23 protein-coding genes are annotated in these 23,919 nt (G+C 66.3%); 10 read left to right on the forward strand and 13 right to left on the reverse strand.

Annotation, left to right across the window (positions count from 1 at the left end; genetic code table 11):
• Positions 1–939 carry a DUF1524 domain-containing protein gene (locus CXY77_RS12055; RefSeq protein WP_104130119.1) on the reverse strand — a complete coding sequence of 313 codons (939 nt, stop codon included), beginning with the start codon at positions 937–939 and terminating at the stop codon, positions 1–3.
• 159 nt (positions 940–1,098) lie between these two features.
• Between CXY77_RS12055 and CXY77_RS20160 the strand changes: the two genes are divergently transcribed.
• Positions 1,099–1,779 carry a hypothetical protein gene (locus CXY77_RS20160; RefSeq protein ID WP_158252826.1) on the forward strand — a complete coding sequence of 227 codons (681 nt, stop codon included), beginning with the start codon at positions 1,099–1,101 and terminating at the stop codon, positions 1,777–1,779.
• A gap of 52 nt (positions 1,780–1,831) precedes the next feature.
• Entirely contained in the window at positions 1,832–2,305 is a 474-nt protein-coding gene (locus CXY77_RS12065; protein ID WP_104130120.1) for a heme-degrading domain-containing protein, read from the forward strand.
• Between the two features lie 4 nt (positions 2,306–2,309).
• On the opposite strand, the gene CXY77_RS12070 is transcribed toward CXY77_RS12065, so the two are convergent.
• Positions 2,310–2,519, reverse strand: a complete 210-nt coding sequence (locus CXY77_RS12070; protein ID WP_092338902.1) for a hypothetical protein — start codon at positions 2,517–2,519, stop codon at positions 2,310–2,312.
• A 266-nt stretch (positions 2,520–2,785) separates the two neighbouring features.
• Here CXY77_RS12070 and CXY77_RS12075 point away from each other — a divergent pair, with 266 nt between their 5' ends.
• Positions 2,786–3,607, forward strand: a complete 822-nt coding sequence (locus CXY77_RS12075; protein ID WP_233197379.1) for a nuclease-related domain-containing protein — start codon at positions 2,786–2,788, stop codon at positions 3,605–3,607.
• Here the strand turns inward: CXY77_RS12075 and CXY77_RS12080 are convergent.
• From CXY77_RS12080 to CXY77_RS12095, 3 genes are all read right to left on the reverse strand, one after another.
• Positions 3,604–4,266: a hypothetical protein gene (locus CXY77_RS12080; protein ID WP_104089747.1), complete on the reverse strand. Its 663-nt coding sequence runs from the start codon at positions 4,264–4,266 to the stop codon at positions 3,604–3,606. The genes CXY77_RS12075 and CXY77_RS12080 overlap by 4 nt on opposite strands.
• A gap of 54 nt (positions 4,267–4,320) precedes the next feature.
• Complete coding sequence (locus CXY77_RS12085; protein ID WP_104089749.1) at positions 4,321–4,800, reverse strand: 2'-5' RNA ligase family protein; 480 nt, start codon at positions 4,798–4,800, stop codon at positions 4,321–4,323.
• 1,133 nt (positions 4,801–5,933) lie between these two features.
• Positions 5,934–7,979, reverse strand: a complete 2,046-nt coding sequence (locus CXY77_RS12095) for a transketolase (protein ID WP_233197368.1) — start codon at positions 7,977–7,979, stop codon at positions 5,934–5,936.
• Between the two features lie 56 nt (positions 7,980–8,035).
• Here CXY77_RS12095 and CXY77_RS12100 point away from each other — a divergent pair, with 56 nt between their 5' ends.
• The 4 genes from CXY77_RS12100 (at position 8,036) to CXY77_RS12115 (ending at position 11,688) form a co-directional block, all read left to right on the forward strand.
• On the forward strand, positions 8,036–9,196 hold the full coding sequence (locus CXY77_RS12100) for an ROK family protein (RefSeq protein WP_092338893.1): 1,161 nt from the start codon (positions 8,036–8,038) through the stop codon (positions 9,194–9,196).
• 135 nt (positions 9,197–9,331) lie between these two features.
• Positions 9,332–9,811 carry a PTS sugar transporter subunit IIA gene (locus CXY77_RS12105; protein ID WP_092338891.1) on the forward strand — a complete coding sequence of 160 codons (480 nt, stop codon included), beginning with the start codon at positions 9,332–9,334 and terminating at the stop codon, positions 9,809–9,811.
• The gene (locus tag CXY77_RS12110; RefSeq protein WP_104089755.1) at positions 9,808–10,080 is read left to right on the forward strand and encodes a PTS sugar transporter subunit IIB; all 273 of its coding nucleotides are present in this window, start codon (positions 9,808–9,810) and stop codon (positions 10,078–10,080) included. Before CXY77_RS12105 ends, CXY77_RS12110 begins: the two co-directional genes overlap by 4 nt.
• Before the next feature lie 48 nt (positions 10,081–10,128).
• The gene (locus CXY77_RS12115; RefSeq protein WP_104130122.1) at positions 10,129–11,688 is read left to right on the forward strand and encodes a PTS ascorbate transporter subunit IIC; all 1,560 of its coding nucleotides are present in this window, start codon (positions 10,129–10,131) and stop codon (positions 11,686–11,688) included.
• Positions 11,689–11,758: 70 nt separating this feature from the next.
• Here the strand turns inward: CXY77_RS12115 and CXY77_RS12120 are convergent, their stop codons facing one another.
• Positions 11,759–13,084: a helix-turn-helix domain-containing protein gene (locus CXY77_RS12120; protein ID WP_104089758.1), complete on the reverse strand. Its 1,326-nt coding sequence runs from the start codon at positions 13,082–13,084 to the stop codon at positions 11,759–11,761.
• Between the two features lie 143 nt (positions 13,085–13,227).
• On the opposite strand from CXY77_RS12120, the gene CXY77_RS12125 reads away from it, so the two are divergent.
• On the forward strand, positions 13,228–15,018 hold the full coding sequence (locus CXY77_RS12125) for an NAD(P)/FAD-dependent oxidoreductase (RefSeq protein WP_104130123.1): 1,791 nt from the start codon (positions 13,228–13,230) through the stop codon (positions 15,016–15,018).
• A 45-nt stretch (positions 15,019–15,063) separates the two neighbouring features.
• Here CXY77_RS12125 and cycA read toward each other — a convergent pair whose 3' ends face one another.
• Both cycA and ald read right to left on the reverse strand, forming a co-directional pair.
• A complete protein-coding gene (gene cycA / locus CXY77_RS12130) occupies positions 15,064–16,530 on the reverse strand; it encodes a D-serine/D-alanine/glycine transporter (RefSeq protein ID WP_104130124.1) in 1,467 nt (488 codons plus the stop codon).
• A gap of 98 nt (positions 16,531–16,628) precedes the next feature.
• Positions 16,629–17,765, reverse strand: coding sequence for an alanine dehydrogenase (gene ald / locus CXY77_RS12135; RefSeq protein WP_092338879.1), 1,137 nt, complete (start codon positions 17,763–17,765; stop codon positions 16,629–16,631).
• Positions 17,766–18,049: 284 nt separating this feature from the next.
• On the opposite strand from ald, the gene CXY77_RS12140 reads away from it, so the two are divergent.
• On the forward strand, positions 18,050–19,258 hold the full coding sequence (locus CXY77_RS12140) for a CdaR family transcriptional regulator (protein ID WP_104130125.1): 1,209 nt from the start codon (positions 18,050–18,052) through the stop codon (positions 19,256–19,258).
• Positions 19,259–19,375: 117 nt separating this feature from the next.
• Here CXY77_RS12140 and CXY77_RS12145 read toward each other — a convergent pair whose 3' ends face one another.
• The 5 genes from CXY77_RS12145 to CXY77_RS12165 form a co-directional block, all read right to left on the reverse strand.
• Positions 19,376–20,353, reverse strand: coding sequence for an NAD(P)H-quinone oxidoreductase (locus tag CXY77_RS12145; protein ID WP_104130126.1), 978 nt, complete (start codon positions 20,351–20,353; stop codon positions 19,376–19,378).
• A gap of 49 nt (positions 20,354–20,402) precedes the next feature.
• The gene (locus CXY77_RS12150; protein WP_104130127.1) at positions 20,403–20,897 is read right to left on the reverse strand and encodes a DNA alkylation repair protein; all 495 of its coding nucleotides are present in this window, start codon (positions 20,895–20,897) and stop codon (positions 20,403–20,405) included.
• 4 nt (positions 20,898–20,901) lie between these two features.
• On the reverse strand, positions 20,902–21,405 hold the full coding sequence (locus CXY77_RS12155; protein ID WP_233197369.1) for a hypothetical protein: 504 nt from the start codon (positions 21,403–21,405) through the stop codon (positions 20,902–20,904).
• Between the two features lie 47 nt (positions 21,406–21,452).
• Positions 21,453–22,076 carry a LysE family translocator gene (locus CXY77_RS12160; RefSeq protein ID WP_092338871.1) on the reverse strand — a complete coding sequence of 208 codons (624 nt, stop codon included), beginning with the start codon at positions 22,074–22,076 and terminating at the stop codon, positions 21,453–21,455.
• Positions 22,077–22,163: 87 nt separating this feature from the next.
• Positions 22,164–23,036, reverse strand: coding sequence for a hypothetical protein (locus tag CXY77_RS12165; protein WP_104130128.1), 873 nt, complete (start codon positions 23,034–23,036; stop codon positions 22,164–22,166).
• A gap of 289 nt (positions 23,037–23,325) precedes the next feature.
• Here CXY77_RS12165 and CXY77_RS12170 point away from each other — a divergent pair.
• On the forward strand, positions 23,326–23,919 hold a 594-nt coding region (locus CXY77_RS12170), incomplete at its 3' end, for a hypothetical protein (protein ID WP_140425524.1).

Below are 23,919 nucleotides of genomic sequence, written 5' to 3' on the forward strand. Positions count from 1 at the left end.
CTATTCGCAGCCGGTTCCGTCGCCGTCGCGGTCAAGATGGCGGCCGTAGCCGGGCTCGCCAACGTGCACCGGGGCCGCGCCGGCCACCCGCGCGGCGGTGCAGTTCTGAAAGAAGACGTCGCTCGGCGGGTCGGCCACCGGTGCCGGCGCCGGTGCGACGACGGGGTCGGTGGCCGTCGCGACCTCGTTCGGGCAGTCCGACAGGATGCGCGTCATCGCATCGTGTTCGGCTGTCGTCACCCACAGCGCATAGGTCGCCTTCACCGAAATCTGCCGAGCTACATAGGCACACCGATAGCTTTTCAGCGGCGGCAGCCAGGTGGCCGTGTCGCCATCCCCCTTGCGCGAGTTGGTGACGCCGTCGACGGCGAGCAGGTTGAGCGGATCGTTGGCCAGCGCCACCCGCTGCTCCTGCGACAGCTGCTGCGCTCCGGTCTGCCAGGCGTTCGACAGAGCGACGACGTGGTCGATCTGCACGAGCGACGAGGTCGTCTGGCCGCGCACGAAGTCGATGGTCAGTCCGGTGTACGGGCCGAGCAGGATGCCGCTCTGCACCTCACAATCAGTGGCCACTACGAGCACGGTCAGGTCGCGGGCCAGGATATCGTTTCGGGTGTCGCATCCGTTTTGGTCCAGGTCCTGCCAGGCCGAACCGAAGCTTCCCTCACGGTCGTAGCCGGTCTTGGGCGCGCGCCCCTTCACCGGCAGGGTCGCCAGCACGGCCAAGGCCGCGTTGTCGGGCCCGGGCGGCGGCGCGGTTTTTGCCGTTACCGTCAGCCTGGGCTCGATGGTCGCCGTCGGTGCCCCGCTGCTGGTTGGGTCGGCCAGATTCGACGAAACGGATGACCCCGCCACCGACGTTCCCACCAGGATCGCCGCGAGCACCCCCACGATCAACCCAATTAGCAGGAACGATCGGGTCGGGCGTCGAACGGTCATGGGGCTCCTTCTGGCCGCGCGGCACGACCCTTCGAATATACGTGGTGCGACCCGGTCGCCTCGAGACGTGGCGGCATCCGCTTGGTGAAAAGTAACCCATTCTGGGGGTCTTGTGGCGGGGGCGGCACTGGCAAGGTATAGAACCCGGCGAGGAGCCCGATGACTCACATACTCTCCACGCGGCGGCGTCTGTCGACGCCCCCGGTATTGCCCGAATCGACGCGCACCGGAGCGCCTCGATTATCAACCGGCCCAACCTGGCTGCTCGGCCGCGTGTCCCGCCCCGCGGCGACGCCGACCGACTTGGCGCTGGCTCGTGCGCAGGTTGAATCCGCCGTCGACAGGCTGCTCGCGACGCTGCCCGAACATTGGGCCGCATTCACGTTGCCCACACTCGATGCTGATGGTCCGAGCGCGATGCGCCTGCTGGTCGGCCCCGGCGGGGTTCTCGCCCTGCACGCGCAGCTCTGCGACGGTCAGATTGCCTGGGTGCATTGCCAGAGCGTGCTCGTCGCCGGGCGGCGCTCGCCGGATCTCGCGGCGGCACAGGCCGACGCGAATCAGCTCACCACGCAGATTCGCGGGCGGCTGCCGCTACGCACCGCGGTGCAGCCGGCGCTGGTGCTGCTGGGCGCCCGCGTACTGTGGGTCACCGGCCGTTCGGGAAGAATGACCACAGTGCCGGTGCTCGGGGCGGCGACGCTCGGCGACTGGCTGGCCGCGCGCCCGCAGGTGTTGCGCCCGATCGAACGCATGGAACTCGCCGCCGTGATCGACAACCCGCTCACCTGGGGTCGTCGCCCGACTATTCTGCCCCGGCCCGGTAGCGTGGGGGACTAGCCACCCGGCGACCGCGGTGGCACGGCAATGACGCCCCCGGATTGGACCCTCGATGCACACCGACGACCTCGCCCAACTGCAGATTCTGCTCGACCAGGAACGCACCCTGCAGTTCGACGCGTTCAGTCACGACGATGCGTGGGCGCTCGGCACCCGCCTCCGCACGACCGCCGCCGCCCAGGCGTTGCCGGTCGCGATCTCGATCGTGCTGGGTGACCAGCGGGTGTTCCAGGTGGGCCTGGCGGGAGCATCCGCTGATAATGACGGCTGGCTGGAGCGCAAGTTCGCCGTCGTGCGCCGCTACGGGCACTCATCGCTCGCCGTCGGCGTGAAATTTCGCAGCCGCGGTGTCGACTTCGACGTTGATGCCCGACTTGATCCCACGCGTTTCGCGGCGCACGGGGGAGCGTTCCCACTGTTCGTGCGTGGGTCGATGGTGGGCGTGGTCGGCGTCTCCGGGCTGCCACAGCTCGACGATCATGCCCTCGTCGTCGAGGCGCTGCGGGCGCAGTTGGCGGCGGCCTGACCCGTTAACGTTTGGCTGGCCGGTGACCCTTGGCCGAGAGCAGTCGGGCCCGCACCGAGAACGCGCCGCCGATCACGAGCGACACCACGGCCGCCGGCAGAATGACGTCGACGAACTGGTTGCCCGAGAGCAAGTTGGCCAGTAGCAACAGAACGGCCAGGCCGCTGAACGCGAGCCCTGAGATCGCGCAAACGTTGAACGTCAGGTGTAACACGAGTAATTCCAATCAGTGGGGTGGCTTTCAGGTTAGCCGACGTTGCCCGGCTGAGTGGGGGAGGCCGTCGCCTCCGCAACTCGAATGAGCATTACTTATTAATTGCTAACCAATGTTGCGGCCCTGCCGATTGTGAACACTGAATCGGCAGGTGCCGGTGGCACGATAGTACGAGGTGCGAACCCGTGGTGAGGCAAGTGAACGTGGCTATGACAAGTCTTAGGCCTGGACTACCGTCTCGTGATCACGAGCCGGCTGCCTCGGTGATGCCCATCGCAACTCTGGTCCCGTCTGCTCCCGGTGGGTTTGCCGGGCAGTCCGTCGTCGAAGAACTGCTCCGCCAGCACGCCGATCGGCCGGCACGTTCTCGGATCGCGCGCACCCTGGGAGCCTCGCCGCTTGACGCGAACGAGCTCAGCTGGTTGCGCGCCGCGCAGGCCGAGATGATCGTCGGCGATATTCTCGGTCGGCTCCCTGAGGGCTACAGCATTTACCATTCCCTGCCCATTCGCAATACCGCGTTCTGGGTCGACCACCTCGTCGTGGGCCCCGGTGGAATCTTCTCGATCAATTCCAAGACGCACTGGGATCGCGACCTGACCGGGGCGTTGCGCTCGATTCCGATCAATGATCACGCCATGCCGTACCTGCGCGATGCCCGGTTTGAATCGGCCCAGATCACCGCACTGCTCGGTGCTGTGCTGCCGGCCACGACCGTGGTTCAGTCCGTTATTGTGCTGGTCAATCCGCACAAAATTCTGCTGGCTCGCAAGCCGGATGCCGTGACGGTCATCGACTCCCCGCGCTTGCGCCGGTGGCTCGTGGCTCGCCCGCGGGTGTTCAGCGCCGAGCAGCAGGCCGCGCTCACCGCCGCCATCGACGACCCGGCGACCTGGCGCGCAGCGGCCCAGCCGCTCGCTCCGGCGCACCTGCACGCACGATTCACCACACTCGAACAGCAGGTTGCCGCAGCCCGCACCCGACGCACCACGTTCGCGGTGCTCGCCGGTGCGGCTGCTGCGACGGTGCTGGCTGTCGCCACCTCACCCCTGATCGTCGCCGCCGTCGAGTATCTCGCGGTGCGCTAGGCGAGGCGCTCGAGAACCGTGCCCTCGCGCATCCGCTCGACGCGTACGACGTGGTCGCGCAGGTCGCGCACTCCGCGCGGAATGGCGAGTTCGGCGATATCCTGCCCCTTGGTCACCGCGTGCGACCGGGTCGGATGCTTGTAGTCCTCGATCGACTGGAAGGTGTCGCGCCCCCGCGGCTCCTTGCTGTGCCGCTGCGCGAAGCCGGAGTTGAGCGCGCTCAGCTCGATCTCGTTTTCGTGCGCGGCGACCAGACTCTTGGTGCTGAGGGTGATCACGGTGTGGGCGTCGTCCCGATAGGAGCGGGCGTTCAGCAGGTCGCGCAGCAGCCGTGGCTGCAGGTGAAAGAACACCCGGTCGTTCAGGGCTGCGTACCATTCGGCGAGGGTCATATCGTCGAGGGCGTCCTCGAGCGACGGCTCATGAATGGCCTTCTGATGACGGATGACCGCGGTTCCGAATTCCGCATGCTCCAGCACGCGTGACTCACCTCGTCGCTTGCTGAGAATGGCGGCCTGAGGTGCGCCCTGCTTGACGCCCCAGCGGGTCACGAGCGCGGCCGGACTGAGCAGCCCGTGCCGCTCGATGGCGGGCCAGCTGCCGTCGGCGGCCACGTGGTAGAGCTCGGGGTACAGACGAATCAGATCGCGGGACAGCACGGTTTCGAGCGTACTCGCCGCTGGAGTGGCCGCGAGCCAGACCGCCCGTTCAGATCAGCTGCCGAGCTTGAGCGTCGCGAGCACCGTGCGGCCGCTCGATGACGCGCGCGGCACCATGTCCACAAGCGCGATCTGGGTCAGCCTGAGCGCGTCGCCCGCGTGCACTCGACCCTGCGACTTCACGGTGACGTGCGCCCGAAAATCCGGCCCGGAAAACGCCGGCCCGGCCGGAGACGTGGCGAGTGGCCGCAGCACGGCAACGAGCAGGTCGTGCAGCCTGGTCAACGCGGCGTTCTCGTCGATCAGCGTCACGGCAATGTCATGGTGCCGACCAAACAGCTCGTCCTGCCCGGCGACCACGGTGATAGCAGGGAATCCGGCCAGCGCGGCGGCGGTGGCGCGTGCGATCTCGTCTGGGGAGGCATCCGTTTCAAAGGGCGCGAGCACGGTGATGTGCAGCGGCCAGGCGGCGACGAAGAAGCTCGCTCCGGTTTCGAGCGGCGTAAGCGGCAGAACGACAACAAGGCGGGGCATGCGCCGAGTCTAAACGGGCCGATGTGGTCGACTCGTCGTTCACAACTGCGGAGATCTCGACCAGACCCACGTGCTGCAGTGAAAATTTTGCCTGATTCTGGTGATCCATCCGCAGTTCTGCACGCCGGCCCAGCTTCGGGAAGCGGTTCGCCTAAGCGGATGCCCGCCGAGCCAGCGCGATGACGGCAGTCATGCCCGCCAGAAGAGCCAGGAGTGCGCCGGCTAGTGGCAGCGCGGGGTCGGAATGACTTCGATATTGATCGACGTGCTCACTCCGTTGAGGGTCGCCGTGATGATATGCGGGGAAGATCTTCGATGACCACGACATTCGCGACGACTGGAACACGTCCCTGGCCTGGAAGCGCGACATGGAGGCGACGTCATGGTGGCACGGCCGCATCGTGGCGGGGCTGGCCTCCTACTGGGTGTACCAGCATCTCGGCAACATGTCGCCGGCGGAACGCGCCGCCGACGAGATCTGGCGGGAGATCGCGGCCCACATCGGTAAGACCGAACTCGATCTCACCGCCCGGCTCGACGAGCGGATGCGCGGCGGCTTTCGGCACCTGCTGGTCGGCACCTCACTGCCCTTTCTCCTGCCGCCCGGCCTTCACCACCTCGAATCGTGGGATGAAGCAGTCTCCACAGGAGCGTGGGGCAGGCCCGCGGCCCGGGTGGGCGAGCGCCTGCGCCGGCTCGTCGATCTGGAGCATTGGGCCGCGTTTGAGCGCAGTTTTCGCCAGCTGGCACGCATGGCCACCGAGGTGGCCGACGGCCGCCGCGGCCCGGCTCCGCAGACCGTGACATTCCTGTCAGGCGACGTGCGCTACTCAACGGTCTCCGAGGTGCAGCGCGCGACGGGGAGCCGCATCGTGCAGGCCGTCTGCTCGCCGATCCGCAATCCGCTGCCCATCATCATGCGCTCGTTCTCCGCCGTGCTCGCCTACACCATCGCCACAAGGCTGACCGCGCTGCTGGCCCGATCTGCCGGGGTCAGGTCGCCACGGTCACCGTGGCGCCGCGAAAGTGATGAGGGCCGAAGCCGTCGAGCACCCGCACGACGGCGCAACCCGCCCGCCGTGGCGATCGTGGCAGATGCCTGCACGGACCGGGTCTCCCGGTCGAGGTCGGTGTTAGCGGATGCCGCGCGCCAGCGCCCGCCGCGCCGCCGCCGCCACGTGCTCCACGGTCACACCGCTAAGCGCCATGATCTCAGGCCCGCTGCCCGATTCGCCGAAGTCGTCGATGCCGACGACCTCGCCGTCAGGGCCGACCCAGCGCCACCAGCCGTCACTGCGCCCGGCCTCCACGGCCACCCGGGCGTGCACCGCTAAAGGCAAAACCTCGTCGCGGTAGGCCGGGGATGCGTCGGCAAACCACTCCACGCACGGCATCGACACGACGCGCACCGCGAGGCCGTCAGCGCTGAGCTGTTCGGCCGCAGCAATGGCCACGGAGACCTCACTGCCGGTCGCGATCAGCGCTAAGTCGAGGCCGGTTCCGCTCTGCCAGGTCACGTATCCGCCGGCGGCAACGCCCGCGTCGAGCCCGCTGCGAACGCCGACGACCGGCACGTCCTGACGCGACAGTAGGAGTGCCGCTGGCCCGTCGGGGCGGGCAACGAGGCGACGCCAGGCGGCCACGGTTTCGGCAGCATCCGCTGGGCGAATGACGGCCAGGCGCGGCACGGTGCGCAGCGAGGCGATCTGCTCAACCGGCTGGTGGGTGGGGCCGTCCTCGCCGACCGCGACCGAATCGTGGGTGAAGACGTAGAGCACGGGCAGGCGCATGAGCGCAGCGAGTCGCATCGCCGGGCGCAGGTAATCGCTGAACACGAGATAGGTCGAGCCGAACGGCCGCCACGGACCGGCCAGGGCGATGCCGTTGAGAATCGCGGCCATGGCGTGCTCGCGAATACCGAAGTGGATGAAATCCCCGCCGGGGTTGGTCGCCGAAACGGCCGTGCCCGGAACGGTCACGTTGGTGGAGCCGCTCAGGTCGGCCGATCCGCCCCAGAGCGCCAGCGCTGGCGTCAGCGCCTGAATGACCTGGCCGTTGGTCTTGCGGGTGGCCACCGGCGTGCCCGGCGCGGCAATAACGACGGCGTCGAGCGCCGCCGTGGCGGCCGCCTGGTCGGTGCCGGAGTGAAAGGCGAGCCAGGCCTGCGCCGCTAAGGGGTGTGAACCGGCCCACGCGGCGAAGTCCGCGCCCCAGCCCGCCTCCAGGTCGAGTCCGCGCTGTACGGCGCGGCGGCAGAAGGCGAGTGCCTCGGGCGAAACGAGCTGCGCGAGTGTGGCGTGCGCCTCGAACCCGAGGGAGCGTTTGATGGCGGCGAGTTCGTCGGCCCCGAATCCGCCGGAGTGCGCGGCCGGCTGCCCGCCGAACACGGCCGAGGGGGCTCCGATGGTGGTGGACACGGCCACGAGGGTGGGGCGACCGGTGCGGGTGGCGGCGAGGCGCAGCATCCGTTCGATGCCGTCGAGGTCGGTGGCGTCGGAGATCTCCAGCACTCGCCAGCCGTAGGCGCGGTAGCGGGCGCGCACGTCTTCGGCGAAGGCATCCGTGGTTGGCCCGTCGATGGTCACGCCGTTGTCGTCCCAGATCAGCACAAGATTCTCGAGGCCGAGGGTGCCGGCCAGGCTCGACGCCTCGGCCGAGACGCCCTCCTGCAGGCAACCGTCGCCGGCCACCGCCCAAACGGTGTGGTCGAGCAAAGCCGAGCCAGGCGTAAAGGTGGCGGCCTCCTTGCGGGCGGCGATCGCCATTCCCACAGCGGATGCCACCCCCTGCCCGAGCGGGCCGGTGCTCATCTCGACACCCACGGTATGGCCGTGTTCCGGATGCCCCGGGGTACGCGAACCGAGCGTGCGGCTGGCCGCAATATCGTCGAGGGTCAGGCCGTAGCCGGTGAGAAACAGCTGCACGTAGAGCAGCAGGCTCGCGTGCCCGGCGCTCAGCACGAACCGGTCGCGGGCCACCCAGTGTGGGTTGCTGGGGCTGTGCCGCATCACGCGGGAGTACAGCACGTGCGAGAGTGGGGCGAGCGCCATCGCGGTGCCGCCGTGGCCGTGGCCTTTCGACTGCACTATGTGGGCAGGAATAGCAGTGGCAGCAGCAACCGCCCGAGCTTCAGCGGAGCGATCAACATCGGCATCGATGGTGACAGAACGAGAATTCACAGTCATACTTTACACATTGGTATATAAATATACTTAAGTCAATCGAAGGAGCTGCGGTGGCCCACGCCATGTCGACCGGGTCGGGTGTCGTGCTCGATCTCATTCGCGCGGGCTTGGCGACGACTCGCCCGGCACTGATCGACGAACTCGGCTGGTCGCGCATCACCCTCGCCCGCCGGCTCGACGAACTGCTCGCGGCCGGCATCATCATTGTCGCCGGCCAGAGTGATTCCCGTGGTGGCCGCCCCGCCGAAAGCTTCGCGATCAACACAGACGCCGGCCTGCTGCTCAGCGTCGACATCGGCGGCTCGCACACCCGCGTGGCGGTGACCGATCTGGTCTCCACGATTCTCATCGAAGACCAGGCTGATATCGGCCTCTGGGAAGGCCCGGACACCGTCTTCACTTGGGCCAACCAGGTGTTCGACTACCTATTGCGCCAGCTCGGCAAGACCCGCGCCGACGTGCGGGGGATCGGCGTGGGCGTTCCCGGTCCAGTGGATGCCGCGACCGGCCGGCTCGCCGCCCCCCAGATCGACGCGCAGTGGAACGACGTGCTCGTGCAGGACTATTTTTCGGCCGACTACACCGCCATTTTCGCCGTCGACCGTGACGTGAACATCATGGCGGTCGCGGAATCCCGGCTCGGCTGGCCGGAGCATCGGGACCTCACCGTGCTCAAGGTTGGCCTCGGCATCGGCTGCGCGCTCGTGCTCGACGGCCGGGTCTACCGCGGTGCCCGCGGCGGTGCCGGCGACTTCTCCCACAGCTTTCGCTACGGCGACGAGCTATGCAGCTGCGGGCAGCGCGGCTGCCTCGAGGCCGTCGCGAGCGGTTACGCCATTCGCCGCGAGCTCAACGCTCTCGGCTACCGCATTCGCACCACCGGCGACATCGTTGCCTTGTCGCGCATGGGCTCACCCGATGCCGTGCGGCTGCTCGCTGCCGCCGGCGCCGAGATCGGGAACGCCCTCGTCGATGTCGCCGGGCTGCTGAACCCCGCCATGATCGTCATCGGCGGCCAGCTCGCCGAGGCCGGCGACCCCTACCTGTCGTCGGTGCGCGAGGCCCTCCTCGCGCACGTGCGCGCCTTCTCCGGCACCGGTCTCACCGTGGAGCCGAGCCGGCTCGGCAACAAGGCCGGCGTTCTCGGTGCCTCGCTCATCGCGCAGGACGCCCTGTTCGAGGCCGACCGCATCAGTCACCTCACGCGCTAAGGACTTTCACCCCGACTTTGGATCACTTGTAGACAAAAGTTCCGAATGCGCATTAGGCTCGGAGACACGGCACCAAACATTTTGGGGCAGACGACGTGGTCTTGCAGTTTGAGGGCCAGAACCAAGGAGTCAGGCATGGCAGTCAATCTCGCCGACGAACTCGACCAGGCATCCATTCGCACCCACGTCGTCGCCGCCGACTGGCAGGCCGCGATCACCCTGGCCGGCGACGCGCTCGTGGCCGGTGGCGTCACGACCGACGACTACACGGCCGAGATGATCGCTGCGGTTGACAAGCTCGGCCCCTACATCGTCATCGCACCCGGTCTGGCCATCGCCCACTCCCGCCCATCGCCCGCCGTGCTGCGCGCCGGGCTCAGCTGGGTCACCCTCGACGAGCCAGTGAAGTTCGGCCACAAGAAAAACGACCCGGTGTCGCTCGTTATCGGCCTGGCCGCCCCCGACCACGAAGGCCACCTCGAGATGATGCAGGCCCTCGCCGGGGTGCTGATGAACGCCGACCTGCTCGCCGCGCTCAAGGCGGCCGATTCGCCGGCCGAGGTTCTCGCGATCATGTCCAACCCCCAACTGCTCACAGAAAAGGCACTCTCATGAAGATCATCGCGGTCTGCGGAATGGGGATCGGCACATCCGTTCTCTTGAAAATGAACACCGAGAAGGTGCTGCGCACACTCGGCATCGACGCCGACGTTGAGGCCGCCGACATCGGCGTGGCTCGCGGCATGGCGCGCGACGCCGAGATCGTGCTGACGAGCGAAGAGCTCGCCGAGGAGATCGGCGACGTCGAGGCCCAGGTCATCGTCATCGACAACTTCTTCGACCTTGAAGAAATCACCCAGAAACTCACCGACGCACTCGAATAATCCTGTTTCATCAACCGCACGTCTGAGTAAGAGAGGGAGCACCCCGACATGGAGTGGTTCTTAGTCATTCTGGATTTCATCGGCCAGCAGATTTTGAATGTGCCGGCCTACCTGGTGGGCATCATCACGGCCGTCGGACTCATCGCCCTGCGCCGCCCGGTCGGAACCATCATCGGCGGCAGCCTCAAGGCAGCCCTCGGCTTTCTCATTCTCGGTGCCGGTGCCGGTGTGGTTGTCGCCTCACTCACCCCGCTCGGCGACCTGATTCTCAAGGTCACCGGCGCGCAGGGCGTGATTCCGACCAACGAGGTCATCACAGCCCTCGCCGCCGAGGAATTCGGAGCGACCAGCGCCTACGTGCTCGTCGTCGGATTCATCGTCATGCTGCTTCTGGCACGATTCACCCCACTCAAGTACGTGTTCCTCACCGGGCACCACATGGTCTTCATGGCCATGATGCTCGCGGTCGTGCTCTCGGTCGGCTTCGGATCCGAGCTCAGCTGGCTCGTCGTCGTCATTGGCGGTGGCCTGCTCGGCGTGATCATGGTCGTCATGCCGGCCTTCGCCCAGCCGTGGACCAAGCGCATCACCGGCGACGACACGATCGCCATCGGCCACTTCGGAACCCTCGGCTACATCGCTGCCGGCGCCGTCGGCCAGGCCGTCGGCAAGCGCAGCAAGAGCACCGAGCACATCAACTTTCCGCAGAACCTGCGCTTTCTGCGCGACTCCATGGTGGCTACCTCGGTCTCGATGGTCGCCATCTACATGGTCTTCGCCATCTGGGGCCTCATCGCGCTTCCCCGAGCGGATGCCCTCGCTATTTTCGGCTCCGTCGACGGAGGCGCGTTCATCATGGCCGCCTTCGCCCAGGCGCTGCAGTTCGGCGTGGGTGTGGCCATCATCCTCTACGGTGTGCGCACCATCCTCGGCGAGCTCGTCCCAGCGTTCCAGGGCATCGCCGAAAAGGTCGTGCCTGGTGCCCGCCCCGCGCTCGACATTCCGATCGTCTTTCCGTTCGCGGCCAACGCCGTGCTCATCGGATTCCTAGCGTCCTTCGCTGGTGGCTTGATCAGCCTCGGTGTGCTGGCCATCTGGCTCGGACCGGTGTTTGGTCTCGCCCTGATTCTGCCCGGCATGGTGCCGCACTTCTTCACGGGCGGTGGCGCCGGTGTCTACGGCAACGCCACCGGTGGTCGTATCGGTGCCATGGTCGGTGGTTTCGTCAACGGAATCCTGATCACCATCCTGCCGGCCATTCTGCTGCTCGTACTCGGCAACTTCGGCTTTGCCAACAGCACCTTCGGTGACGCGGACTTCGGCTGGTTTGGCACGCTCATCGGCGTGAGCCTGCTCGGCGACAACACCGCCATCGGCGTGACGCTCACCGTGCTCATCGGCGTGGTGTTGGTCGTCGCTGCGATCATCTTCCAGGTCAAAGTCACCAACAAGGGCTGGATGCCCGGCGCCAAGCACACCGCTTTCGTCGACGCTATCGAAGCCGACGTCAAGGCGGCCGCTGCGGCAACAAAGGCCGAGGCCAGGGCAGCACGCCTGGCCGCAGCCGAGACCGCGAAGACCGCCGAGCCGGCCGACAAACCGGCGTAACTTCGGCACGCAGGGGCCGCGCCGGTCGGTGCGGCCCCTGCGGGCACAACGCTCAGCGCAGGCGCCCCGGTTAGAGGCCGAGCGCGCTGTCGATGCGGCTGAGGCGAGCCAGTGACGACACATAGGCGGCATCGGCCTGGCCGGCTAGCCGCCCGAGGGCGTGTACGGCGGCGCGATCATCGCTGCCCATCTCGGTCGCGCACCACCGGCGCAGCAGCTCGGCATCTCCGCTGGCCCGAACGGATGCCCCGACCGCGCTCGTGATCTCGGCCCGCAGAGGTTCAATCGCCCGGGCGGTTGAGCGGGAGAGGAACGGGGCCGTATAGGCGGCGAGTGCTGCCGATACCTGTCCCTGGCGCACCAGGTGCAAGACCCGCGCCGCGTCAGACGTGCCGCGGAGGCCGGGGGCCAGGCGATACGGCGTTGACTGCAGCGCATCGCCGAGAACCTGCCGAATACGGTGCATTTCGATGCGGATGGTTGCCGCAGAACCGGTCTCACCGTGAATGGAGTAGGCGAGTTCGTCGGCCGTCCAGCCGCGATCCCGCGACTCCAACAGGGCCAGAATTTCCGCGCGCCGCGGCGAGAGGAGTACCCGGTGGCCGTCGGCGGTGAGAACCGCCGGGTGCTCACCCAATAAGTCGAGGGAGACCGCTGACGAGTGCCCGGCTGTCGGATTAACCGTGACCGCACCCACGGTTCTGGTTGTGCGGTCGTTCACCCGTTGTGCGGTCCGCAACAACTCCTCGGCAACGCGCACCCCACACTTGACCATGCGCACGCTGTCTGCCGTGACCGTATGGAGAGGCCCGGACACGGTGAGTACCCCTAGCACCACTCCGGTCTGCGGGTCTCGGATCGGCGAGGCCGTGCACGCCCAGGCATGATGCGAGCGCACGAGGTGCTCCGCCGAGAACAGCTGGGCCGCTCGGCCGCTGAGGACTGCTTCGCTGATGGCGTTCGTGCCCACACCCGCCTCGGACCAGTCGGCCCCCTCCACGAACTCCAGCCGATCGGCCTGCCGCAAGGCCGCCCGGCTGCCGACTCGCCACAAAACCTCACCGTGGGCATCGGCCAGCACGAGCAGATGCTGACCCTGAGAGCTCTCATCAGCGAGAAGCTCACTGAGGGCCGGCATCACCGTCTGCAGCGCATGCCCGCGGCGGAGCGCCACGGCATCCGCCACCTCATGCAGGTGCCGGGGCAGATGGCGGTCGGGGTCAATGCCGGCGGCGAGTGAGCGCTGCCAGGAGTTCCACACGTCGCCGGTGATCGCGGGCGGTGGTGCACCGTCGCGGGTGTGATCGTGGGCAGCGCGGAGCATCCGCTCGTATTTGCGGGGCGAAGAAAAACGCAGGCCAGCAGCGAGAACCACGCCGCTGGGCTCTGTGGACATGCGCTGTCTCCCTCATTGGATACGACGTTGAGGCCGAGCAGAGACCAGGTGTAACGCCTGTGCAACCCCTGCGGCCGTGTACTTGAACATACAGGTCGCGCCCGACAATGGGCCGATTCTTCGCTGGTTCACAAAGGAGTGACATGCCCGATACACCAATTACTATCGTCGAGAACTGGCTCGCCCGGTTCGATACCGCCCTGCAGCACCGTGACCTCGAGGGAGCCCTCGCGCTCTTCGCTGACGACTGCTACTGGCGGGATTTCATCTCGTTCACGTGGAATTTGAAAACCCTTGAGGGTAAGGACGACATAGAACGGATGCTCGCCGCCACCCTCGACCAGGTAAATCCGCATAGCTGGGCGCTCGCCGAACCGGCAACCGGTGTAGCCGGTGCCGTGGAGGCCTGGGTTACGTTCGAAACCGGTAGTGCTCGCGGATGCGCCCACCTCCGGTTGAACGACGGATTGTGCTACACCCTGCTCACCACGATGCAGGAGCTCAAGGGTTTTGAAGAGAAGAAGGGGCGCACCCGGGAGCAGGGCGTGTCGCACGAAATCACGAAAGGACGCACCTCGTGGCTCGAGAAGAAGACGGCCCAGGAGGCTCGGCTCGGTTATGAGGAGCAGCCGTATTGCGTGATCGTGGGCGGGGGCCAGGGCGGCATCGGCCTGGCAGCCCGCATGAAGCGGCTCGGTGTTCCCACGATCGTGATCGAGAAGAACGCCAAGGCGGGTGACTCCTGGCGAAATCGCTACAAATCCCTGCACCTGCACGACCCGGTCTGGTACGACCACCTGCCGTACCTCAAGTTTCCCGAGGACTGGCCCGTCTTTGCCTCGAAAGACAAGATCGGTGACTGGCTCGAGCACTACACCAGCATCATGGAACTCAACTATTGGTCGAGCACTGAATGCACCAAAGCGACTTTCGACGACGACGCCCAGGAGTGGCTGGTACAGGTCGTGCGCGACGGCACACCGGTCACCCTGAGACCCAAGCAGCTGGTCTTCGCACTCGGCGTCTCCGGGTATCCGAATACGCCGGTCTTCGCCGGCGCGGAGTCGTTCGCAGGGGAGCAGCATCACTCATCGCAGCACGGCGGCGGCGGTGACTACACCGGCAAAAAGGCCGTCGTGATCGGGTCGAACAACTCGGCCCACGATATCTGCGCCGACCTGTGGGAGCACGGAGCAGACGTCACCATGGTGCAGCGCTCGTCGACGCACATTTCACGCAGCGATTCGCTCATGGAGCTCGCACTCGGTGGGCTTTACTCCGAGCAGGCGCTCGCCAACGGGGTGACCACCGAAAAGGCTGACCTGCTCTTCGCGTCGTTGCCTTACCGCCTCCTGCCCGCCGCGCAGATTCCGGTGTTCGAACAGATGGCGCAGCGCGACGCCGAGTTCTACTCCCAACTCACCGCCGCAGGCTTCGACCTCGACTTTGGCACGGATGGTTCGGGCCTGTTCCTGAAATACCTGCGACGCGGCTCCGGCTATTACATCGATGTGGGAGCCTCGCAGCTGCTTATCGACGGTCGCGTCGCGGTGAAGTCGGGGCAGGTCGACCGCATCACGCCCGAGTCGGTGGTGCTCGCCGACGGTGCCGAACTCGAAGCTGATCTCATCGTGTATGCCACCGGGTATGGCTCCATGAACGGATGGCTTGCCGATCTGGTCTCACCGGAGGTCGCCGACCAGGTGGGGCGCTGCTGGGGATACGGGTCCGACACGCCAAAGGATCCGGGGCCGTGGGAGGGTGAACTACGCAACATGTGGAAGCCCACGAACGTTCCGCAACTCTGGATTCACGGCGGCAACCTGCACCAGAGCCGGCACTACTCCAACTACCTTGCGCTGCAGATCAAAGCCCGCATGGAGGGGCTTAATACCCCGGTGTACGAGCTGCAGGAGTCTCACTACACGCGCTGAAGGCGCTGAGCCCGAAAGCGGCTTACTGGCGGCCGGTCACGGATATCAGCGGCGGAAGGCGAGTGCCGACTCCCGGTCGGCCTCCACATTCGCCCGGTGAAGTTCGTGGTGGGCGGCCAGTTCCGGGCGGCGGCGAATGATGAACCACACCGTGGCGAGCCCAATGAACCACACCGGCGTCACGAGCAGCGCCTGCAGCGTGTCGGTCTTCTGCGTGAGTGCCCAGATCAAGAAGACGAAGAAGGCCAGCAGAAGGTAGCACATGAACACACCGCCGGGCATTTTGAACTTGGAGGCCGCGTGCAGCGCCGGGCGGCGCTTGCGGTACACGATGTAGCTCACGACGATGATCGCCCAGACGAAGATGAACAGCACCGACGACATGGTCGTCACCACGGTGAACACGGCCAGGATCGACGGGTTCGCATACAGCAGCACAGCGGATACCAGCAGAAACATGCAGGAGAACAGCAGCGCGTTAGCCGGCACCTTGTGGCGACTCAGACGATGAAAGCGCCCCGGGGCTGTGCCTTCCGCCGACAGCCCGAAGAGCATTCTCGATGTGGAATATAGCCCGGAGTTCGCCGAGGATGTCGCGCTGGTGAGCACGACGAAGTTGATGACGGCCGCGGCGGCGCCGAGCCCGGCGAGAGAAAACATGGCTACGAACGGACTCACATCGGCCGTGACCTCACGCCACGGAGTGACCGCCATGATCACGATCAGGGCCAGAACGTAGAACAGCATGATGCGAATGGGGATCGAGTTGATCGCCTTGGGCAGGTTCTTCTGCGGATTCTGCGCTTCGGCGGCCGTGGTGCCCACGAGCTCGACCCCGAGAAACGCGAACACAGAGAGCTGGAAACCGGCGATGAACCCCATCGGGCCAGTCGGAAACATACCGCCGTCATTCCACAGGTTGCTGAAACGCGCCGGGGAGCCACCGGGGGACTGAAACTGCGTGAACACCATCACGAGACCCACGACGATCAGCGTGACAATGGCCACGATCTTGATGAGGGCGAACCAGAACTCTGTCTCCCCAAACGCCTTGACACTGGTGAGGTTGAAGCCCAGCAGAACCAAGACCGCCACGAGAGCGGGAATCCACAGGGGCAGGTCGGGCCACCAAAAGCTCGTGTACAACGCGATAGCGATCAGTTCGGCGATGGCCGTGACGATCCAGCAGAGCCAATACGTCCAGCTCGTGAAGAAGCCGGCCCACGGCCCCAGCAGGTCACCGGCGAAGTCGCTGAACGACTTGTATTCGAGGTTGGAGAGCAGCAACTCGCCCATGGCCCGCATCACGAAGAACAGCATGAAGCCGATGATCATATAGACGAAGATCACCGACGGTCCTGCCAGCGAGATGGTCTTGCCGGATCCCATGAACAGGCCCGTTCCGATCGCCCCGCCGATGGCGATGAGCTGGATATGACGATTCGACAGTGAGCGTGCCAGGTGCGGCTGCGCGCTGGGCGCGGATCGAGTGCTGGGTTTCAATTGCGACATCGGAGATACTTCCTTGTAGTCCAGGCGATTGGCACGGGGAGAACACGGTAAGGGATGCCGGGGTGAAATCGGCCGACCCCGGCATCCGTTACCAACGACTACACGAGGGTGAGCTCGGCCTCGGTCACGAGGTCGGTCCAGTCCGCGAGCGGGAGGTCGAGAGCCACGCTGACCGAACGGTTCGCGATCTTGCCCGCGGCGATGTTGAGCCCGCCGGCGAGGGCGGCGTCACGCTCGAACGCTGCTCGCACGCCACGGTCGGCGATCGACAGGGCGTAGGGCAGCGTGACGTTGGTCAGCGCGAGGGTCGACGTCTGCGGCACGGCGCCGGGCATGTTGGCCACGCAGTAGAAGATCGAGCCGTGCACGGCGAAGGTGGGGTTCTCGTGCGTGGTGGCGTGGGTGCCTTCGAAGCAGCCGCCCTGGTCAACCGCGATGTCGACGAGCACGGAGCCCGGCTTCATGCGGGAGACGAGCTCGTCGGTGACGAGCTTGGGGGCCTTGGCACCCGGAATCAGCACTGAGCCGATCACGAGGTCGGCTTCGGTGACCGAACGGTCGATCTCGTAGGCGTTCGAGGCTATGGTCTTGAGGCGTCCGGCGTACTGGGCGTCGAGTTCGCGCAGGCGGTCGATGTTGATGTCGAGAATCGTGACGTCCGCGCCCATGCCGATGGCCATTGCGGCGGCGTTGGAGCCGGCCACACCGGCGCCGATCACGGTCACCTTGGCGGCACGTACTCCGGGTACGCCGCCCATCAGAATTCCGGGGCCGCCGCCGGGGCGGGTCATCGACGCGGAGCCGACCTGAACGGCGAGGCGTCCGGCGACCTCGCTCATCGGGGCGAGTAACGGCAGCGAGCGATCGGCTTTCTGCACGGTCTCGTAGGCGATGGCGGTGACGCCGGCATCGAGTAGGGCGGTGGCGAGTTCGGGCTCAGCGGCCAGGTGCAGATAGGTGAAGAGAATCAGGCCCTGACGAAAGTGCACGTACTCGGCGGTGATCGGCTCTTTCACCTTGAGGATCATGTCGGCGCTCGCCCACACCTCGAAGGCGGTTTCGACGATCGCGGCGCCGGCGGCCGCGTAATCAGCGTCGGAGAACCCGGAGGCGATTCCGGCTCCGGCCTGCACGAGCACGGTGTGGCCGTGCAGCTTGGCTTCGTGTACTCCGGCGGCGGTGATCGCCACACGGTATTCGTTGTTCTTCACTTCGGTCGGAACACCAATGATCATGGGGAACTCCTACTTCTTCAGGGCGCGTCGCCGATCGACTTTGGTCAGCGTAGAAACGATAAGCCCGCGTTTTGAGGGCTGTCGCGGCAGGGCCCTGCTGATAGCGGCTCCCGTGGGCTGGCCCCCGCACGTCTCACCGCCCCGGAATTAGTACTTGTCCGGGAGTTTTATTCCCGGAGATGCGCAGCATGGCCCGAGCCTCGGGCGGGCCTGGTTCGACATCTGTAGCGCCACGCCGCGTCGATTGTCGCCTGGCGTTCACACGCTTGCGTAAGATTAAACCCATGAACGCGGCCGATATCGACCGGGCGGTGGCCTTCATCGCGGCGCGCCTTGGCCGCGCCCTCTCCCTGGAAGACCTCGACGGCGGCCTGCTCGCGTACAGCGCGCATCAGGCTACGGCCGACCGCGTGCGCACGAACTTTCTGCTGAGCAAGCTCGTTCCGCCCGATGTCAGCGCCTGGCAGCTCAGCCACGGCATCGCCAGGGCCGTCAAGCCTGTTCCGGTTCCGGCGAATGCCGAGCTCGGCATGTTGGGCCGGGTGTGCGTGCCGCTGCTTGCCCGGGGATTCCGAGTGGGGTATCTCTGGGTGTTGCAGCAGGATGACGAACTCGAACCCGATTCCATCGTGCAGGAACTGCGGATCATTCGCCCCGAGCTGGACGTACTCGCCGAGATGCTGCTCAATCGCACGAGCGCGGATTCCGATGGCCGTCGTGCCCGCGAGGCGCAATTTCTCGCCGCCTGCTTCGGCGACCGCGACGCCGTCGTGTCCGTGGGCGGCTGGCCGGGAGTGCACGGGCGCGGGCCGTGGCGACTGGCCACCCTGCTCGACCGGGGCAACAACGCCCGGCGCACTTCCGCCGAGAGCAACCTGCTGCAGCGGCTCTCTGCCCTGTATGCCACGCTCGGAATCAACACAGTGCTGTTCTCCGCAGGCACCGAAACGCACGCTGTTTTGCTGCTGCAAGATGTGATCGACTGCATCGACGAGTCCGAGATTCTGCGTCGGTTCGGGCTGGAAGTCTCGCGCCGCGGTGGGCAGCCGGCCGCGCCGGCCCTGCTCGGCCTGAGCGAGCCCTTTGCCGACCTGCGCCGGCTGCCCGGAGCCTACGCCGAGGCGCGTAGCGCCGTGCAGGCAGCGTGGGTGGACGCCCAGTTGGGGGCTCTGGTGTCGTTTCGCGCCATCGGGGTGTACCAGTTCCTGGCGGTTGAGGGGCGGGACGTGTCGCCGGGGGAGTCGACCCTCTACACCGAGCTGCGCGAACTCGACCCCAACGGGGAGCTGCTGCCGGTACTCGAGCTGATGTACGACAAGGACGGTTCGGTGGCCGAGGTCGCCGAGCAGTTGCACCTGCACCGCACAAGTATTTACAACCGGCTCGGGCGCATCCGTTCGCTCATCGGCGTCGATCCGCTGGGCGGTCAGGCTCGCCTTGAGCTGCATCTGGCCCTCAAGGCCGAACGCTGGGCCGGGCGCCCCCGGCTGTAGCGCCATGCGAGCGAGCAGGCCCGCGAACTCGGCGACTTGGCTGCGCAACTTGCACTGACCGAATAACCCACGGCAGTGTACGGCGGTCGCACCGTTTGTGACCCGTGTCGTGCCCGGTCAGGGCACCAGCACGATCTTGCCGACGTGAGCGGATGATTCCAGCCGGCTATGGGCATCCGCTGCGTTCTCGAAAGAGAATCTCCCGTCGATCACGGGGCGAAACTCGCCCGACGCTATCCACGGCCAGATCGCCGATTCGAGAGCGCGCACGATATCGATTCTCTCGGCGAGGGAGCGAGCACGCAGCGTGGTGGCCCAGTAGCGTGCACGTTTTTGCATGAGGCGGGCCGGATCGAAGGTGGCCGGTTCGTTGCTCTGGTTGGCAATCACCATGATGCGACCGTTGATCGCGACCGCCTCGATGTTGCGCGCCGCGTAGGCGCCGCCCATGATGTCGAGAATCACGTTGGCACCGCGCCCATCGGTAGCGGCCTTGATCTCGGTCACAAAGTCCTGCTCGCGATAGTTGATGAGCGTCTCGGCCCCGAGGCTTGCGCACATGGCGAGCTTCTCGGCGGAGCCGGCCGTCACGGCCACGCGGGCATCCAGGAGGCGGGCCAACTGAATGGCGGTGGTGCCGATTCCGCTGCCGCCACCGTGCACGAGCAGAGTCTCGCCGGGCGCGAGTTCGGCGCTCATGAACACGTTAGACCACACCGTGGCTAGGGCTTCGGGCAGGGCGGCGGCGTCTACGAGGTCCATCGAGAGCGGCACCAGCAGCGCCAGGCCTTCGTGCACCACCACTTCGGTGGCATACCCACCGCCGGGAAGCAGCGCGCAGACCCGGTCGCCCACGCCGAAGCGGGTCACGTCATCGCCTACCTCGGTGACCACGCCCGACACCTCGAGCCCCGGCCATTCCGGGGCGCCGGGAGGTGACGGGTAGCGGCCCTCGCGTTGCATGATGTCGGCGCGGTTGACGCCGGCCGCGGCCACCTCCACCCGAATGTCGTGGGCGCCGACCTCGAGGTCGGGCACGGTTTGCATGGCCAGGGCTTCGGGCCCGCCGGGAGAGTTCACGATGATTGCGCGCATGCCCGCAGCCTACGCGACGCCCTCACGGCGGATGCCGCCGCCCGCCCCGCTACTCGCTCGCGATCCTTGCGTGCACACCGCGTGCAGCGCGGAGCAGCCAGGGGTCGCCGTCTCGCGCCCACCGCGCCAGCGCTGCATCCGCTCTGGCGCGATTCGCGCCGGTCAGCCGCTGCACGAGTGGGAGCACGACGTCAAAGGTGAGCGGATCCGCGAGCTCGGGCACAGCCGCACCGCGCAGAAACCCTTCGATGCGGGTGAGGTCGTTGTTGTCGAGCCGGGTCACGTTCGCCTGCAGCAGCACGATCGCGGCGAGGCGGCGCTCGAACACCGGCACGTTCCAGAGTTCGGAACTGAGCGCGGTCACCTCGTCGTGGGTCATGCTCCTATGTCGACGGGCCAGGTCGCGAATGGTGCCACGCACGGCCCCCACCGACGACCCGTAGACCTCGAGCTCGGCGCCCAGCTGCGCCTGCCACTCGGCTGCCCGCTCCCAGGTCGCTTCGTACTGCAGCGTACGATCTACGAAGTCGCCGGCGTCGCTCATTCGTCTATTCTGCGCCGGCCGAGACTGCGCGAGCGGCCCGAATGATCACCACGATCAGGGTAAGCAGGGCAGCCGCACTCACCAGGTACAAGACCATGCCCCACGTAGTGTGATCGGCACCCGAAATCAGGAACGTGTCGGCGAGCGACATACCGGGGCCGAACGAGACGAAGAAATGCCCGGGGGCGGCAAAAACCAGCAGCACAAGATAGGCCGCGACGACCGGCCACACCCGACTGGTGCGGCGCATGGTCGCGACCAGCAGGATCACCCCGGCCAGCAGCAGCCCGATGCCAGCCCAGGCGAGGACCCCGTTTGCGCTCAGGCTTTCACCGGCGAGGGCCATGTCGGCACGAATCTGCCCGAGCGTTGCGCCCGGCACCGCCGCGAGCGGATTCCACACCAGAATCTGCAGCGCCCCGGAAATTGCATACAGCATAACGACCGCGAAGCCCACGATCCCCGCTAGTACGGCCGGACGCGGTGGTCGTGTTTCGGTGGTACTCATCAAGTAAGCGTATCGAGCATCCGTTCTGAGAAGCTGCTGCCGGCATCTCAATGCACCAGCGCCAGCAGCAGCGCGACGGCCACGAACAGCACGCCGAACGTGCGGTTGAGAATTAGCTGACCACGAGCGGTGTTCGTGAAGCGCTGAAACGATTTCGCCGCCACCGCGAAGAACAGCCACATCACCATCACGTCGATCAGCACCACGGTGACCGTCAGCACAAGGTACTGCGGCAGCAGCGGCTGCTCGGGCCGAATGAACTGCGGCATGAACGCGAGAAAGAACACGAGCGCCTTGGGGTTCAGCAGGTTCACCCACAGACCGCGGCGAAACATCGACCCGGCCGGTTCGCGCGTGCGCGGTGCAGCCAGGTCCCTCGTCGGGTCAGGCTTCTGCACCAACAGACGGATGCCCAGAAACACCAGGTAGGCGGCCCCGGCATACCGAATCACATTGAATAGCACGGGAGAATTGGCCACGAGCACGCCCACGCCGAGCGCCACCACGGCCACGTGCACCACGAGTGCCGCCTGCTGCCCGAGGATTCCCCAGATCGAGCGACGAAACCCGCTGGTCAGCGAGTTGTTCATGGTGTTGATCGCTCCCGCGCCCGGGGTGAAGCTGATCAGCACGCCTGCGCCGACGAGGGCCAGCCAGAGGGAAAGTTGCACACGCCAGCGTAGCGCGGGAGCGCGCACGCCGGTGGCGACAGAGACTCCGGCGGAGCCGAGGCGGGCTGCCGGCTTTGTCGGAACTCTCTAGTTACGGCCAAACAGGTTGCCGAGAGCAGAGAGGCCGGGGATCTCGAAGTTCGCCCCGAGTTCTTTCACCTGCTCGCCCAATCCGGTCGCATACTCGTCGGCGCCGTCGGCGACGCCCTGGGTGATTCCCTCGAGACCGCCGGTGAGTCCCTCGACATCGACGCCCTGGGTGATTCCCTCGAGACCGCCGGTAAGGCTCTCGACATCGACGCCCTGGGTGATTCCCTCAAGACCGCCGGCGAGGCTCTCGAAATCGACGCCGAGGCCGGCCGCCTGGTCCAGGAGAGGCCCGGCCACATTGCTGAGAACTGCGCCACCGGCGACAGCGGCGAGTAGCCCGCCGGCACCGAGCCCGAGCGCGGCGACACCCGCTCCGGCAGGTGCGCCGCCGGCTCCTCGGACGGACGACCGGGCAAACAGCTTCTTCAGGAAGCCGGGGTTCTGAGCTTCGCCGCGGGTGGCCGACCGGGCCAGGTCCTCCGGGCTGGTCGATGCCGGATATTCGTTGGCCGGCAGCTCTGTGCGCAGCTTAGCGTTGACCTCGTCGCGTTGCACCGGCGTGAGGCGCGCGAAGGCATCGCGGTGAACCTGCTCAAGCTGCTGGGGCTGCGCGGTCTGCAGCAGGTAGTCGTAACGGGCGATGGCCGCGCGGTCTTCGGCGCTCACCGCTGGCGCCGCTTTCGCAGCTACGACGGGAGTGGCACTTCTCTGCACGTTGTTCGCCGTGGGCCTGCTGTCTCCGGTGACCTTGTCGGCTGCGGTGCGCACCATCTCGCGCCAATCCGTCTTGCCTGACCCAGCGGAGGACGGCTGTCCCTTCTTATCAAGGGCCTTGGATGCCATGCTCAGAATGCGCTGGAGGTTGCTCATTGGGGGCCTTTCGGTTTGGCTGGGTTTCCATTGTGCCCAGCCGCACCTGAGCAAAGCCTCCCAGTCGCTTCCATCCGGCGACGAGGGCATGAGCGATGTGGCATCAAGCCGCACTTTCTCACGTGCGGGTGCGGGCTGCGCCTTCGCAGTCCGAGCCCACGGCATCCGCTGTGCGAACACTCGCCGGTCCCGAAAACGCGACTGTCCGTGCGAATTCAGCTTCGCTCGGATATCTCAAAATATGTGAGAATGGCTCGACTTCTGGAGTTGGGCTTGGTACACTTGTTCTATGAGCCAGAGCGGCGACACCCCCCAGCCGGGCCTCGTCGATCCATTCTTCGCTTGTCACGGCTACCCGCCTTCCACTCCCGAGGAGCGCGCCGAGTTCGAGGCGTTCTGGGCGCAGTGCCAGGCCGATTGGCGGGTCGAGATCGCCGAGGGGCTCGAAGAATTCACCCCGGACGATGCCCCCGTACCGGTCCGCCCGGAACCCGTCAACCTGAAATCGGTGAGCCCGATGGCTAACCGTCCGGTGCTGATTGACGGTCCACCGATTCCGATCGGCCTGGACCTGACCGAGGTGTTCGCTGCGGTGCCGCCCGAGCATCTGTTCGATGGGGAGCTCCGTGAGGAGATCCTCTACGCTGAGTATCTCGCGGCCAATTTCCTCCCGGATTTCCTCTCGGATGAGGGCGCCACTGACGAGCTCCGGGCTCATCCCGCTGCCGCTGACCAATCAGATTCAGCCGCCGCTGACCCGGACCAATTCGACCCGGCCGACAGCAGCCCGGGCGGCGTCTTAAGTCCGTTTCAGCGGCATCAGGCGCAGTTCGTTGACCGGGTGCTCTACCTGGAGAAGATCATCGCCTGGGCCCAGGCGAGC

It is taken from the genome of Cryobacterium sp. N21 (assembly GCF_002929575.1).
In the GTDB taxonomy this organism is placed as follows: Bacteria; Actinomycetota; Actinomycetes; order Actinomycetales; family Microbacteriaceae; genus Cryobacterium; species Cryobacterium flavum.

What these genes read in the sequence shown, in the direction of transcription:
- CXY77_RS12075 (WP_233197379.1), top strand. Translation starts at nt 2,786, where the DNA reads ATGCCCATCGCAACTCTGGTCCCGTCTGCTCCCGGTGGGTTTGCCGGG.
- CXY77_RS12140 (WP_104130125.1), top strand. Translation starts at nt 18,050, where the DNA reads ATGAACGCGGCCGATATCGACCGGGCGGTGGCCTTCATCGCGGCGCGC.
- CXY77_RS12120 (WP_104089758.1), bottom strand. Translation starts at nt 13,084, where the DNA reads ATGTCCACAGAGCCCAGCGGCGTGGTTCTCGCTGCTGGCCTGCGTTTT.
- CXY77_RS12165 (WP_104130128.1), bottom strand. Translation starts at nt 23,036, where the DNA reads ATGAGCAACCTCCAGCGCATTCTGAGCATGGCATCCAAGGCCCTTGAT.
- CXY77_RS12065 (WP_104130120.1), top strand. Translation starts at nt 1,832, where the DNA reads ATGCACACCGACGACCTCGCCCAACTGCAGATTCTGCTCGACCAGGAA.
- CXY77_RS20160 (WP_158252826.1), top strand. Translation starts at nt 1,099, where the DNA reads ATGACTCACATACTCTCCACGCGGCGGCGTCTGTCGACGCCCCCGGTA.
- CXY77_RS12105 (WP_092338891.1), top strand. Translation starts at nt 9,332, where the DNA reads ATGGCAGTCAATCTCGCCGACGAACTCGACCAGGCATCCATTCGCACC.
- CXY77_RS12055 (WP_104130119.1), bottom strand. Translation starts at nt 939, where the DNA reads ATGACCGTTCGACGCCCGACCCGATCGTTCCTGCTAATTGGGTTGATC.
- CXY77_RS12150 (WP_104130127.1), bottom strand. Translation starts at nt 20,897, where the DNA reads ATGAGCGACGCCGGCGACTTCGTAGATCGTACGCTGCAGTACGAAGCG.
- CXY77_RS12145 (WP_104130126.1), bottom strand. Translation starts at nt 20,353, where the DNA reads ATGCGCGCAATCATCGTGAACTCTCCCGGCGGGCCCGAAGCCCTGGCC.
- CXY77_RS12110 (WP_104089755.1), top strand. Translation starts at nt 9,808, where the DNA reads ATGAAGATCATCGCGGTCTGCGGAATGGGGATCGGCACATCCGTTCTC.
- CXY77_RS12125 (WP_104130123.1), top strand. Translation starts at nt 13,228, where the DNA reads ATGCCCGATACACCAATTACTATCGTCGAGAACTGGCTCGCCCGGTTC.
- CXY77_RS12155 (WP_233197369.1), bottom strand. Translation starts at nt 21,405, where the DNA reads ATGAGTACCACCGAAACACGACCACCGCGTCCGGCCGTACTAGCGGGG.
- ald (WP_092338879.1), bottom strand. Translation starts at nt 17,765, where the DNA reads ATGATCATTGGTGTTCCGACCGAAGTGAAGAACAACGAATACCGTGTG.
- CXY77_RS12085 (WP_104089749.1), bottom strand. Translation starts at nt 4,800, where the DNA reads ATGCCCCGCCTTGTTGTCGTTCTGCCGCTTACGCCGCTCGAAACCGGA.
- cycA (WP_104130124.1), bottom strand. Translation starts at nt 16,530, where the DNA reads ATGTCGCAATTGAAACCCAGCACTCGATCCGCGCCCAGCGCGCAGCCG.
- CXY77_RS12115 (WP_104130122.1), top strand. Translation starts at nt 10,129, where the DNA reads ATGGAGTGGTTCTTAGTCATTCTGGATTTCATCGGCCAGCAGATTTTG.